Origin of the sequence: Psychrobium sp. nBUS_13 (genome assembly GCF_051201665.1) — a bacterium.
Classification (GTDB): Bacteria; Pseudomonadota; Gammaproteobacteria; order Enterobacterales; family Psychrobiaceae; genus Psychrobium.
On the sequence record NZ_CP179210.1, the window covers coordinates 358,976 to 372,623 of the forward strand.

Consider the following 13,648-nt stretch of genomic DNA (forward strand, 5'->3'; position numbering starts at 1 on the left):
TTTAGTAAGCACGTGTTTGGTGGCTCTATGTTTAATAGACGTGTGTGTGGCGGAAATATTCACAAAGACTCCTTTAAATAAAATGTAATGTTATAATGTCACTTTGGGTTATGATGTTATATTATAACAAAATTTAGTTCAACAGACGGTTTGGTCTTTAGAGGAATATTTATGGAGCACGCAATAATCAAGCAACAATCAATTAAGGATAAATTGGGTATATTTTTCTCGGGAGTGTGTATTGCACATTGCTTAGTCATGCCATTTTTGGCCATTGTGTTGGGGTCAAATGTGTTAGTCAGTGCTTTAAGTGAAGAATGGTTTCACACGCTGTTGCTATTGCCCATTTTCTCCATGCTAATTTATAGTGTGCCGCAGGTTTGGTTGGTAACACGTAATCCGTGGTTGTTGGTATTAGCGATAAGCGGTGTTGCATTATTATCATGCTCACGCATGTTCCACGGCATTGGCGAAACATTCTTAACAGTTGCTGGCTCTAGCTTAGTTATAGCTGCTCATCATTTAAGTCTAAAACTTCGTCGATCGGTTCTTGAACAAACAGTAGGGTAATAAAGGCAAATCAATGAAAGGTAGTGAAGCGATAAGCGCGGTACCAACCAATGTAATTACTGGTGCTTTAGGAGTTGGAAAAACGACGTTTATCGAGCGTCTTTTGCGAGAAAAGCCGGAACATGAACGATGGGCTGTATTAGTTAATGAGTTTGGTGAAGTTGGAATTGATGGTGGACTGTTAAAGGATCCAAATCAACAGGGTGTATTTATTGCCGAAGTTCCTGGGGGGTGTATGTGTTGCACCGCTGGGTTGAGTATGCAAATCACCCTCAATCGTTTGATTGCTCGTGCTAAACCACATCGTTTATTGATTGAGCCAACAGGTCTTGGTCATCCGGCAGAAGTGTTAGCAACATTGCAAGCACCGCATTATCGAGATGTTATTGACGTAAAAGCAACTTTAACACTTATCGATGCAAGGCGAATTAATGATGCTCTATGGTTAGAGAATGCCAGTTACCGCGAGCAAATGCAGGTAGCTGATGCGTATATGTGCAGTAAAGCAGATTTATATACTGGCATTGAAAACAAACTAGTTCATCAATACATTGACACTCAAGAGCTTAATGAAAAGCCTTTGCTAATGACGTTTGATAGTGAACAAGTGAATGTTTTACTAGAAATGCCATGCGCTTACCAAGCGGTTGATTGTCCAGTTCCTGCGATTAGTTTACGGAAAAAATCATTAAGTGTCAGTGAGCAATTAGCTACCCAAGATTTCGTGCGTTTGAATAATTCTGGCGATGGTTTCACATCTTTTGGCTGGGCTTTAGCACCACATAAACGATTTGATTTACATCGAGTGCTTAAAGTTTTAAGTGAAGTGAGCATTAACCGATTGAAGGCCATTTTAATCACTTATCAGGGAATATTTGCGTTTAATATTGTCGGTAAAGAAATGGATTATCAAGAAATTGATGAGAGTAGTGATTCACGTTTAGAGTTTATTAGTGATGACAACACAGCTGCTAAACAGTTGGCTCAGCAGCTGGAAGTTAGTTTATTCGCCTTAGTTGAATGAAACTATTTAGTGACCATTTTTTGAATTTGGGCGGCGCGTTCTTCGTCTGTTAAATCTGGTGACGGTGGAATTTGTAACCCTTTTATACAGGCTGGTCGTTGGGATAGCTCATCGAGCCAGCGCTGTAAATTATCTAACCCTGATATATCGATGCCACTCCATTCGTAAATTCTTACCCAAGTAAAGGTTGAGATATCAGCTATAGAATATTCATCTCCTGCTAAATATTGGTTGTTGGTCAACTGATTATTCATTACTTCAAATAAGCGGCGTCCTTCATTTTGATAGCGTTCAATTGCTTCAGGGATTTTCGTTGGAAAATAACGATTAAACACATTCGCTTGACCCATCATTGGGCCTACGCCGCTCATTTGAAACATGAGCCATTGCAGCTGTTGTGAGCGCTTTTTAGGATCTGAAGAATAAAATTGTCCTGTTTTCTCAGCTAAATAAACGAGAATAGCGCCTGTTTCAAAGACAACAAAATCATCATTGTCGTGTTCAACAATAGCAGGGATACGACCATTGGGATTGAGATCGACAAATGGTGATTGCTTTTGTTCGTTGCTTGATAATACCAATTGCATTAAATATTTGCCCACTTGTACTTGTTAAAATTAACTAAAATGGCGTTGCTCTCAATCCTAATAGCCAGCTATTAGTCAATCGAGCGCCTTGTTTTAGCTGATTTTATCTACGCACAACAAGATCACTTACTTAATGCAATTGGTATAAATCTAGTGTGACAACGGTGTATTTAAGCGCCATTTCTTCTAGCGCAATCGATATTTTGTGGCCATTAGGCGTTGGTGCTGTATACAGAGTGATCATGGTTCAGTACTCGCAATCGAAGGACGGGCTTTCATTGATGTAAACCAATGACTTAAATTCGGTGTGTCTTCATCTAGTTTAAATTTAATGACTCGGGCAAAATTTAAGAATGAGAATAGCGTAATGTCAGCAATACTAAATCGGTCGCCTGCAACGAATGGCTGAGCGCCAAGCTGTACCTCAAATGTTGATAGCGCATCGATAAATCGTTGTTTGGACTCTTCGCCCCATTCCTGATTAATGTTTTCACGATCTTGATAGATGCCGCTAATGTTTCTAAAGGCTTGTAGCAATGGGACCATAATTTGAAACTCAACCATGCGGTGCCACATTTCAATGTTGGCTTGTTCTAAAGGTGACTCACCAAACAGCGATGGAACAGGTTGGCCGTGAACGCTTTCAAGATAACGACAAATAGCAATCGATTCACAAATACAGGTACCATCGTCAAGCTCTAGAAATGGGATGAGTCCGTTAGCCGCTTTTTCTTTAAACTCCGCCGTTAAATTTTCACCGCCACGAATATCGACGTTGATTCGCTCAATCTCTAATTCAATCTCAGCGAGAAAAATGCTCACGCGTCGAGCATTAGGCGCGATAGGAAACTCATAAATTTTCATGTATAACCTCATTGTTTACTTAGATGCCTCAATGGCTTGACTATAAAGTAATCAAAAATAGTAGTTGTGGGAAGAGCATAATGATAAATAGTCTGAAAACAGAGGGAATTATGAAAGTATTGTATTTTGGTGGGCAGAAAAGTGGCAAGAGTAATGCAGCGACGGCAAAGATATTATCACTAACCAAACGCCAACCGTTTTATGTCGCAACCTATGATAACTCTTTTGATGACAATGCGATGCAAGATCGCGTTGATAAGCATCAAGAAGTTCGACAATCACAATTGCACACAATAGAAGCACCAACAGATATCGCCAATCAACTACAAGCAGGTGAAAGTTATATTATTGATTGTTTGTCGATGTGGATCTTCAATAATTTAGCATGCTCAGAGCACACTTTATGTGAACAGCTATCAGCTATATTTGCCATCGACTGTGATGTGGTATTTGTACTTAATGATGTAAATCACGGCGTGATCCCGATGGATTCGCAATCACGACGCTTTGTTGATTTTAGCGGCATTATCGGTCAGTTTGTCGCATTACACTGTGATGAAGTTTATCGCGTGAGTTTTGGTATTGAAGAGCGGCTTAAGTAGTCAGTTTTATTGTCAAGATCGCTGTTTTGCCAAAAATTATCAATATTCATGAGTATTCATGGAATATTCAACTAGTAGTCATGGCAAGACTTTCGAAGAATAAGGTAAATCAAGTCAACTAAGTGACTGATAAATATAAAAAGGGAATAATAATGAAATTTGGTTTATATATTCGAAATGCGCGAGAAAAAATGGGCTGGACTCAGCCTGAGGCCGCTGAGAAAATTGGTATAGAGCAATCCTATTTATCTAAACTAGAAACTGGAAAAAGCTTTCCATCTGAAGAGATTTTTTCGTCGTTAATAGATACTTATCGCATTAACGTTTCAGATATGAGCGAAACCTTGGGCAGTGACGAGTTAGAACGCCTCAAGGAAATATCAGCTGTGAGAAAAATCGTGCTAAATAAGCGTAGTGTTCAAGTCAGTGATTTTCGCCGTTGGTTAATAATGGGACTCACTTTTATGATGTTGGGCGGCGCATGTATTGGTGTCAGTATTGTTGAAATTAATGAGCAACAATATCATTATCGTTCAATGGGCGTATTATTAAAAGGTGAAAGTTTAGATGCTTTTGATATTGTGAAAGAAACTTTAGGATATACAACGACTGAAGGAATCGCTGAGAAAAAATTCTTAGAACGTCAGTTAATGATGACAAATCGAATAGCGCAGATTGATATTGTTCTTCCTACCAGTCGAGGTGCTGGATATATTGAAGAAGTTACTGATGGTAAACGTTACTTTAAAACGTTTCTTGACCGCGAAGTACAGCATCACAACCGTTGGTTTATAGTTCCCGGTCTTATGTTTTTACTAGGTAGTTTTGGATGTTTTCTAATAGGGTTCAGGTGGAAATAAAATGACACATGTAAAAAAGCAAGGGCAATGATTTTAGTCATGCCCTAGGAGCTGTTGATCTCGGCTTTGTCTCCTGAGTCGCTCTAATTCCTGCATTTATGCAGTCATAGGTGAATGACTGCATAAATGAAGTACAAAATACTTTTAGGTGAATCCTACGGACAACATTTGTTTGTTATTCCCACGGCGTTATTGCCTATTCGTGTAGCTAGGTACACTACATAGGCTCTTTCTTGTAGAGAATTCAAATAAATTACTTAAAAAATGAGCTCAAAAGATCAGCAGACCCTAATACTATTTTAAATAACCAAATCAAGCGTGGCTTGTCATCGTCAGCCATGATTGGCGTTGATGAGCTAATGAGCTTTTTAATTCATTAAGTTGTGCTTTAATTTCCGATTTTTCAAAATCTTTTAGCAGCTGTTTCCTCTTATCATCAAACAAACGCTTCTTTAACGAATAAAAGGCATTAAGCTTAGCCATCAACTCTTCGTATTCATCGTGAATTTTCTGTTTTAATTCTTCGGCATCATGGCGTAAATCTAATTTTTGATTTGCACGCTTTAAAACCATTTGCAATTTAGCTTGTTCAATCTTCAGTTGTGGTGTTTTTCGTAAACCAGAAGCTAAACCGATGAGTGATAATCCTTTGATCAGCCATTTAGTTGGATCATAGTGATACCATTTGATGCCATTACGGTAATCCATTTCAAAGATATGATGATAATTGTGGTAGCCCTCACCATGAGTAAAAACGGCTAACAAAGCATTATCTTTGGCGGTGTTTTTATCCGTATAAGGTTGGCTGCCCCACATATGAGCCCATGAATTAATAAAGAACGTGAAATGATGACTAAGGACTAAGCGTGTTACGCCAACAGCAATGAAACTTGCGAGCATTTGACCGCTCATCCAACCGACTAGTGCTGCAAAACCAAAGTTCGTTAACAACGTAAGGACAAGGTAATGCTTATGTTGCCATACAACAATAGGATCTTTTTGTAGGTCACGACAGTTGCTGTAATCATGGTAAGTGTCTTTGTGATAATGACGTAGCATCCAACCGATATGTGAATACCAAAAACCCTTTTTAGCGCTATATGGATCTTTGTCATTATCATCGACAAACTTATGATGTACTCTGTGATCGCTTGACCAGTGCAGCGCTGAATTTTGCATCGCAAAGGCACCGCCTATGGCGAACAATAATCGAACACTCCAATGAGCTTGGTAAGTTTTGTGTGACCATAGTCGATGATAACCAGCGGTAATCGACATGCCACAGAAAAATAGACTAATAACAGCGGCAATAATTACAAAGGCATCAAAGCCATAACTAAGTTCATACCAAGGCACTAAGATGACGGCGGCTAACAATGTGCTACTAAACACGAGAATATTAGTCCAAATTAGTGGTGGTTTTTTCATAATAAATCCAAAAGCTGTACATTGAGCTTACAAGTGTACGCCAGTTCGATTTATTATTTCAACTCTCAGCGTACATTTGTACCAACTTTTTCTATCGTTATTGCGTTAAGTCATTAATCATATACCTGTTGCCAGTGAAAGTGCATGATTTCAGCAAGAGGGCATATACTCCTGATCTTTTAATATTGGTGTTGTGCCATGTGCTTGCTTGTTTTACTCTAGCGGTAGTTAGAAAGTATGTAAGTTTGGTGGAAGAAAATTATGGGCGTAAGAGCGCAACAAAAAGAAAAAACAAGGCGTTCATTAATCGAAGCAGCATTTAATCAGTTGTCTGCTGAACATGGTTTTTCTAATTTAAGCTTACGAGAAGTTGCTCGCGAAGCTGGCATTGCACCCACTTCATTTTATCGACATTTTAAAGACATGAATGAACTTGGTTTAACCATGGTGGATGAAGGCGGCTTAATGCTACGTCAGCTCATGCGTAAAGCACGCCAGCGTATCGACAAAGGTGGCAGTGTTATTCGTATATCAACGGATACCTTTATGGAATTTGTTGAATCAAATCCGAATGTTTTTCGATTATTACTCCAAGAGCGCTCAGGTAATGCCGCTGTGTTTCGTCAGGCAGTAAATCGTGAAATTAGACACTTTGTTGATGAACTGACCGACTATTTATTGCAAACATCGGATCTCAACAAAACCCTCGCACGTATTCAAAGCGAGGCTATGCTTATTGTTGTATTTAGTGCAGGTGCAGAGGCGCTTGATATGTCAAATAATGCTAAAGAAGAATTGGCTGAGCGGGTCATTATGAAGTTACATATGATTGCGAGTGGTGCACAATATTTATTGAACAATAAAAAGGAGATGTAATTTATGTTATCAGTTTCAAAGCAAGACGCTAAAATTCTTATACTTGCCTTAGTGGCTGGCTTAAGCGCAAATGCGCTATTAAGTGGTTTAACGATGGTGGAGGTTGAGCTGTCTATTTTCCCATTGCTAAGTTGTGTTTTAGCTTTTTACTGTATGTTGCAAGAATATAAGAGTCGCGCTATTGAAGGTGATGTACCGTTATTAACAGGGGCAAGTTTCATTGTTGGTGCGTTAAATTATTCGGTATGTATTCGTGTCATCAAGCCAGAGATTGGCAGTAATTTCTTTCCGTTGATTGTTTGTATGGTACTGATTTTTTGGATGTGTAATAAGCTGGGATTATTTAAACGATAACCCCAGCCTTATCGGCTCAATTATTTGCGAGTTAAATAAACACCCGCTTCCATATGATGGGTATACGGAAATTGATCAAAAAGCGCTAACTTTGAGACGTTGTGTGTTTGACATAGTGTCTTTAAGTTATCGGCTAATGTTTCTGGATTACATGAGATATAAATGATGTTTTCGTATTCTTGAATCATCTTTAAGGTTTCATCATCTAAACCTGCTCGCGGAGGATCGACTAAGATGGTATTACAATTAAAGCTTTGTAAATCTATCCCTTTTAATCGTCTGAACTCTCTTTCACCACGCATTGCCGAGGTAAATTCTTCAGCAGCCATTCGCAATATCGTAACATTGTCTATGTGATTTTCACTGATATTGTATTGAGCCGAATCAACTGACGGCTTGGCTATTTCTGTTGCCAAAACACGATCAAAATTCTGCGCTAGTGCTAATGAAAAGTTGCCATTTCCGCAATACAATTCTAATAGATCACCGGTAGCGTCTTTCGTAATATCAATCGCCCACTCGAGCATCTTTTGATTAATGCCACCGTTAGGCTGGGTAAAACTGTTTTCTACTTGCTTGTAAATCAGTTGTTGATTGTTGATTTCAAGCTTTTCGATGACGTAATCATGATCTAAGCAGATCTTTTGCTTACGCGCACGGCCGATAAGCTGTAGGTCAAACTTATCACCTAACCGAGCTTTTAGACTGCGTGCTGCTTCTTCCCATGCTTCATCAAGTTGACGATGGTAAAGCAACGACACAATAATCTGGCCACTTAATGTAGATAAATAATCAATCTGAAAGAGCTTGTGGCGTAATACCGGTTTATCTTTTAGCTCTTCCATAAGCGCTAGCATCATGTCATTAATAAGACGAGAAGCTGATGGAAACTGATCAACTCTTACTTTCTCTTTTGTTTGAGAGTTAAAAACGATGTGATAAAGATCGTCACCGTCGTGCCAAACTCTAAATTCAGCACGCAAACGATAGTGCTCAGGTTCAGATGAAAAACACTCAACTGCGGGTGGCGTAAATGGCTGCATTAAGTTTTGCAAAACCGATGTCTTGTCGTCGAGCTGCTTCTCGTAATTAGCAACGTCTACCAAGCCTGGTAACATGATCAATTTCCTAGCGAACAATAGTGGCGCAGAAGTTTAGGGTATTTTATTGCTTTGTCCAGCACCTTAGTATGTTTTATAGTCAAAATTAGTTAAGTTTTTTCTCAATATGCCGATATGATCAGAGATACAATTAACTGCTACTTTCGACTCAATTGGAGACATCATGAAAATCAACTCGTTAGCACCAGCTGAGCATCAAAAGCTCAAAAATGATAAAGCTGCAGTTGCAGCAGATAAATCCGATAGTAGTAAAGAGAGTAAAGGTGTTCATGAGAAGAGAGATTTTCTAAGTTCGGATAACAATCGCCTCCTGATTGGTGCCAAATCGTTGATGTCTGCGCTTAATAAAGAACTTAAACTCGGTGGAAAGCTAGAGTTTCATTCCTCAATCAGTGAAAGTGTATCAATTAAGCTCGAAGGCGGCTCAATCCTAGATAAAATTGATGTTGAACCCATTAGTTTTGATTTTGAAGAAGTTGCTAAAAACGTCATGGATTTTGTTGGCAAGGCAATCTCTGGTGCAAGAGATGCTGGAGCCAGTGACGATAAACTTGCTGAAATGTTCGCTCAAGCCCGTGAAGGTGTTGATATGGGGTTTGAACAAGCGCGTCAAGAGCTGGGCGACATGGATATGTTAACTGATGACGTCAAGGAAGGTATGGACCGAAGCTATGGTTTGATTCAAGAGGGTATTGATGGACTAGAGGCTGATATTTTTAATAAGCCAATTGAAAGCGCTGTGCCACATGTCATCGCTCGTGAATTAGGATTACAAGAATCTGAACAGGGCAGTATTTCAATCAAGACACGTGATGGCGATGATATTAATATCAGCTTCGGTAGTACAACGACATTAGCACAATCTCAATCTAGCAACGAAAATGGATATACATCGGAAACCGCTTATAGTCGCAGTCAGTCATTCAGTATCGAAGTTAATGGCGATTTAGATGACGATGAATTAAAAGCTATTAATAGTTTAGTAGAAGATATTAGTGGATTAGCAGACGAGTTTTTTAATGGCGACGTACAAAAAGCATTTGAACAGGCAATTGAACTTGGGTTTGATGCTAGCCAAATAACCCAATTCTCTCTCGACTTTAAAGAAGTTAAACAAGTTGCTGTGCGAGAACACTATGCACCTGGCCAAACTGCTTCGCCTATCGCAACGCTAGCTCCTTATGTGAAAGATCTCAATGACGTAATGGAGAGCGGCGAATCATTATTTGCTAAAGACAATCTAAAGCAGTTAATGCAAGATATTGCACAGCAACAAGTCGATGCCTTGGATGACATGCGTAACAAGTCGGCGATTGACTTCACCAATTTCAATCAAAAATTAATAGACGCTCAAGAGCAATAGGTATATTTGATTATTTGTCATGACTGAGTGAGAATAAGCACGTTTTCAATCGTCATGACATATATAACTCAATGAGTAACATTCTGGTTTTCGATTCTGGCGTTGGCGGAATTAGCGTCGTCAGAGAAATTAAACAGCTCCTACCTAGTGTTTCCATCGACTATTTATTTGATAATTTATATTATCCTTATGGCGAGTTAGATGAGGTTACACTTATCCAACGAACCATAGCCGTCATAGATTGTGTTGCGATTGAACACAAACCCCAGCTCATCGTTATTGCATGTAACTCCGCAAGCACTACCGCATTACCCGCATTACGCGCCAAATTTGATATCCCTATTGTGGGTGTCGTTCCGGCCATTAAACCAGCGTCTAAATTGAGTAACTCCAAAGTCATTGGTTTGTTAGCGACTCAAGGCACTATCACCAGAGATTATGTCGAACAGCTTAAAATCAACCATGCATCTGATTGTGATTTAGTAAATGTTGGCAGTAATGAGTTAGTTGCAATGGCTGAGGCCTTATACCGTGGTGGGAAAATATCCCAACAACGACTGCTTGATATATGCCAGCCAATATTTGAGCAAGCTGATGTCATGATTCTTGGCTGTACACATTTTCCACTGTTGATGGAATGTATCAATCAAATCAAACCACCTTCACTAGTGATAATAGATTCGGGATTAGCAATTGCACAGCGGGTTAAAACTCTTTTAGATGCAAGAGTAGTGAAAACAAAAGCGCCCAATGACTTTTTAAATCATCGGGCGCTTTATACTAAATCAATAAATGATAAATCGTTAATTGCTGCACTGTTTAGTGAAGGGTTTAACGAAACTACATTAATTACTCTACCGCGTGGCTAGAATTGTCTGGGCTAGTCTTTTCTTTAGCCTCACGTACTTTCAATATACGTTCCTGAAATTCATTGTCGTTAAGTTTACCCATAGCGTCTTGGGCACCATCTGGGTCCATAGTGACGAAACCAAAACCACGTCGACGACCTGTTTGTTTATCCTTAACTAATCGAACTGAATAAACACTACCGTATTTTTCAAATAATTCACGAACAATTGCCTCGTTTGCACGATATGGCAAATTTCCTACATATAGCGTTTGACGCTCGTCTGATTGTACTGGAATGCTATTAGTCGTGCGTGTAGTTGAACTCGCACCTGATACTAAAAGAACAACACCTGCACCAATCAAAATACCGATTGCTAAAAATGGTGCTGCCATTGCATAGTCAGCATTAAGAACAGGAAGAATAAAAAAGCCAACCCCAGCGAGTACTAATGCGATAAGAAATGAACCTAATTTTGTTGATTTCATAAGATAACCTAAATAAATGAAGAAAAATAAAAGCTTAAGAGCGACATAATAGATAGATTTTATGCCAGATTCCAGCGTCAGCTATCAAATAGTTTAAAAAACACTCATAAACTTTGAGGCCTATCAGTATAAATACCGCAAATAGGCCATAAATTGATTATAAAATTATCGTTTGGAGTGATTTGTGACCGCTTGAGTATTTTATTGCAAAAAAGCCCTTGCCAAGTTCGATGGGATCTCTATAATGCGCATCCACTGACACGGGGAAGCACTGATAGAGCATCTTTTAACGAAGAGCTAAGAAGCAGCGCTGATACGGGTTAGGAAGAAAAACAACGCTTTAAATTATCTTTAAAAATTATTTAAAATTAGTTGTTGACTTCAAAAAGGAATGACGTAAGATACGCATCCCTAACGCAACGAGCCACACGGTTTGAAGCGTAACTCCTTACTTTGAGTAAGTCGAGTTGAAACGTTCTTTAACAATAAGTATTCAAATAAACTGTGTGGGCATTTTTAAGGCTTAGCTAACATTTGATTATTAATCAAATGTTCAAGGCTAAATCGGTTAAGTATCAAAAAATACTTAATGAAGATGTTCACACCAAGTAAGAAATTACTTGATATGACAGTAAATTCATTGAGTCGTTTCTTATGTAAAAGTAGGGAACGTTAAACAGTTAAACTTTTAATTGAAGAGTTTGATCATGGCTCAGATTGAACGCTGGCGGCAGGCCTAACACATGCAAGTCGAGCGGAAACACAAGGGAGCTTGCTCCTGAGGTGTCGAGCGGCGGACGGGTGAGTAATGCTTGGGAAACTGCCCAGTCGTGGGGGACAACCATTGGAAACGATGGCTAATACCGCATACGCCCTACGGGGGAAAGAAGGGGACTCTTCGGAGCCTTTCGCGATTGGATGTGCCCAAGTGGGATTAGCTAGTTGGTGAGGTAAAGGCTCACCAAGGCGACGATCCCTAGCTGGTTTGAGAGGATGATCAGCCACACTGGAACTGAGACACGGTCCAGACTCCTACGGGAGGCAGCAGTGGGGAATATTGCACAATGGAGGAAACTCTGATGCAGCCATGCCGCGTGTATGAAGAAGGCCTTCGGGTTGTAAAGTACTTTCAGCGAGGAGGAAAGGTTAGTAGTTAATAACTGCTAGCTGTGACGTTACTCGCAGAAGAAGGACCGGCTAACTCCGTGCCAGCAGCCGCGGTAATACGGAGGGTCCGAGCGTTAATCGGAATTACTGGGCGTAAAGCGTACGCAGGCGGTTTGTTAAGCGAGATGTGAAAGCCCCGGGCTCAACCTGGGAACTGCATTTCGAACTGACAAACTAGAGTTTTGTAGAGGGTGGTAGAATTTCAGGTGTAGCGGTGAAATGCGTAGAGATCTGAAGGAATACCAGTGGCGAAGGCGGCCACCTGGACAATAACTGACGCTCATGTACGAAAGCGTGGGGAGCAAACGGGATTAGATACCCCGGTAGTCCACGCCGTAAACGATGTCAACTAGCCGACTGGTGCCTTGAGCACTGGGTGGCGCAGCTAACGCATTAAGTTGACCGCCTGGGGAGTACGGCCGCAAGGTTAAAACTCAAATGAATTGACGGGGGCCCGCACAAGCGGTGGAGCATGTGGTTTAATTCGATGCAACGCGAAGAACCTTACCTACTCTTGACATCCACAGAACTTTTCAGAGATGAATTGGTGCCTTCGGGAACTGTGAGACAGGTGCTGCATGGCTGTCGTCAGCTCGTGTTGTGAAATGTTGGGTTAAGTCCCGCAACGAGCGCAACCCCTATCCTTAGTTGCCAGCACGTAATGGTGGGAACTCTAGGGAGACTGCCGGTGATAAACCGGAGGAAGGTGGGGACGACGTCAAGTCATCATGGCCCTTACGAGTAGGGCTACACACGTGCTACAATGGCGCATACAAAGGGTTGCGAAGCCGCGAGGTGGAGCCAATCCCAAAAAGTGCGTCGTAGTCCGGATTGGAGTCTGCAACTCGACTCCATGAAGTCGGAATCGCTAGTAATCGTAGATCAGAATGCTACGGTGAATACGTTCCCGGGCCTTGTACACACCGCCCGTCACACCATGGGAGTGGGCTGCAAAAGAAGTGGGTAGTTTAACCTTTCGGGGAGGACGCTCACCACTTTGTGGTTCATGACTGGGGTGAAGTCGTAACAAGGTAGCCCTAGGGGAACCTGGGGCTGGATCACCTCCTTACAGACAAAAATAAAACAGATTTTTAGATAATTAATCTAAAAATACAGTTTTATTCAGGTCGTCACTTGTGATGACCAATATTTTTACTTTTCTTTAAGTGTCCACACAGATTATTTGAATACGCTAGCATGTTGATGAAAAAGTGATAATAAATCTCTTTTATCTAATCAACATTGTCTGAAACGACAAAGTTAAGCAACATTGCTTACCTTTGTCTTTTTAATAAAGACTGCTCTTTAACAATTTGGAAAGCTGATAAATTCAAAAATAGAATTTAGATTATTGTGTAAACAATAATTTTTATTCGAAGTTCTTAAGTAATTAGTGAATGCTAATTACGAACACAACAAGTGTTCTTGGATATTTTTGAGGCGAAAATGATTTACGAAGCTAATAATCTAAAAATAAATACTTAATTTATTTTTCAG

Annotated in this window: 12 protein-coding genes, 1 rRNA gene and 1 pseudogene; 9 read left to right on the forward strand and 5 right to left on the reverse strand. The window is 40.2% G+C overall.

Features of this window, described 5'->3' with window-relative positions:
• The first annotated feature begins 171 nt into the window (after window positions 1-171).
• Entirely contained in the window at window positions 172-570 is a 399-nt protein-coding gene (locus tag ACMAZF_RS01675; protein WP_435275769.1) for a MerC domain-containing protein, read from the forward strand.
• A gap of 13 nt (window positions 571-583) precedes the next feature.
• On the forward strand, window positions 584-1,594 hold the full coding sequence (locus tag ACMAZF_RS01680) for a CobW family GTP-binding protein (protein ID WP_435275770.1): 1,011 nt from the start codon (window positions 584-586) through the stop codon (window positions 1,592-1,594).
• A 2-nt stretch (window positions 1,595-1,596) separates the two neighbouring features.
• Here ACMAZF_RS01680 and ACMAZF_RS01685 read toward each other — a convergent pair.
• Window positions 1,597-2,178 (reverse strand): annotated as a pseudogene (locus ACMAZF_RS01685) (glutathione binding-like protein); the annotation flags it as partial.
• Between the two features lie 243 nt (window positions 2,179-2,421).
• Window positions 2,422-3,045, reverse strand: a complete 624-nt coding sequence (locus ACMAZF_RS01690; RefSeq protein ID WP_435275771.1) for a glutathione S-transferase family protein — start codon at window positions 3,043-3,045, stop codon at window positions 2,422-2,424.
• A gap of 80 nt (window positions 3,046-3,125) precedes the next feature.
• Here ACMAZF_RS01690 and ACMAZF_RS01695 point away from each other — a divergent pair, with 80 nt between their 5' ends.
• Both ACMAZF_RS01695 and ACMAZF_RS01700 read left to right on the forward strand, forming a co-directional pair.
• Window positions 3,126-3,647: a bifunctional adenosylcobinamide kinase/adenosylcobinamide-phosphate guanylyltransferase gene (locus ACMAZF_RS01695; RefSeq protein WP_435275772.1), complete on the forward strand. Its 522-nt coding sequence runs from the start codon at window positions 3,126-3,128 to the stop codon at window positions 3,645-3,647.
• 152 nt (window positions 3,648-3,799) lie between these two features.
• On the forward strand, window positions 3,800-4,507 hold the full coding sequence (locus ACMAZF_RS01700) for a helix-turn-helix domain-containing protein (protein ID WP_435275773.1): 708 nt from the start codon (window positions 3,800-3,802) through the stop codon (window positions 4,505-4,507).
• 312 nt (window positions 4,508-4,819) lie between these two features.
• Here ACMAZF_RS01700 and ACMAZF_RS01705 read toward each other — a convergent pair whose 3' ends face one another.
• Window positions 4,820-5,935 carry an acyl-CoA desaturase gene (locus tag ACMAZF_RS01705; RefSeq protein WP_435275774.1) on the reverse strand — a complete coding sequence of 372 codons (1,116 nt, stop codon included), beginning with the start codon at window positions 5,933-5,935 and terminating at the stop codon, window positions 4,820-4,822.
• Window positions 5,936-6,196: 261 nt separating this feature from the next.
• On the opposite strand from ACMAZF_RS01705, the gene fabR reads away from it, so the two are divergent.
• Together fabR and ACMAZF_RS01715 are read left to right on the forward strand one after the other, a co-directional pair.
• The gene (gene fabR / locus ACMAZF_RS01710; RefSeq protein ID WP_435275775.1) at window positions 6,197-6,811 is read left to right on the forward strand and encodes an HTH-type transcriptional repressor FabR; all 615 of its coding nucleotides are present in this window, start codon (window positions 6,197-6,199) and stop codon (window positions 6,809-6,811) included.
• A gap of 3 nt (window positions 6,812-6,814) precedes the next feature.
• Window positions 6,815-7,165, forward strand: a complete 351-nt coding sequence (locus ACMAZF_RS01715; RefSeq protein ID WP_435275776.1) for a DUF1422 family protein — start codon at window positions 6,815-6,817, stop codon at window positions 7,163-7,165.
• Between the two features lie 20 nt (window positions 7,166-7,185).
• On the opposite strand, the gene trmA is transcribed toward ACMAZF_RS01715, so the two are convergent.
• Window positions 7,186-8,283 (reverse strand): tRNA (uridine(54)-C5)-methyltransferase TrmA, encoded by a 1,098-nt coding sequence (gene trmA / locus ACMAZF_RS01720; protein ID WP_435275777.1) that lies wholly within the window; start codon window positions 8,281-8,283, stop codon window positions 7,186-7,188.
• Window positions 8,284-8,449: 166 nt separating this feature from the next.
• Here trmA and ACMAZF_RS01725 point away from each other — a divergent pair, with 166 nt between their 5' ends.
• On the forward strand, window positions 8,450-9,649 hold the full coding sequence (locus ACMAZF_RS01725) for a DUF5610 domain-containing protein (protein WP_435275778.1): 1,200 nt from the start codon (window positions 8,450-8,452) through the stop codon (window positions 9,647-9,649).
• 71 nt (window positions 9,650-9,720) lie between these two features.
• Window positions 9,721-10,518 (forward strand): glutamate racemase, encoded by a 798-nt coding sequence (murI, locus tag ACMAZF_RS01730; RefSeq protein ID WP_435275779.1) that lies wholly within the window; start codon window positions 9,721-9,723, stop codon window positions 10,516-10,518.
• Here the strand turns inward: murI and ACMAZF_RS01735 are convergent.
• Window positions 10,499-10,984, reverse strand: coding sequence for an RNA recognition motif domain-containing protein (locus ACMAZF_RS01735; protein ID WP_435275780.1), 486 nt, complete (start codon window positions 10,982-10,984; stop codon window positions 10,499-10,501). The genes murI and ACMAZF_RS01735 overlap by 20 nt on opposite strands.
• 689 nt (window positions 10,985-11,673) lie before the next feature.
• Here ACMAZF_RS01735 and ACMAZF_RS01740 point away from each other — a divergent pair.
• A 16S ribosomal RNA gene (locus tag ACMAZF_RS01740) occupies window positions 11,674-13,220 on the forward strand.
• Window positions 13,221-13,648 lie beyond the last annotated feature (428 nt).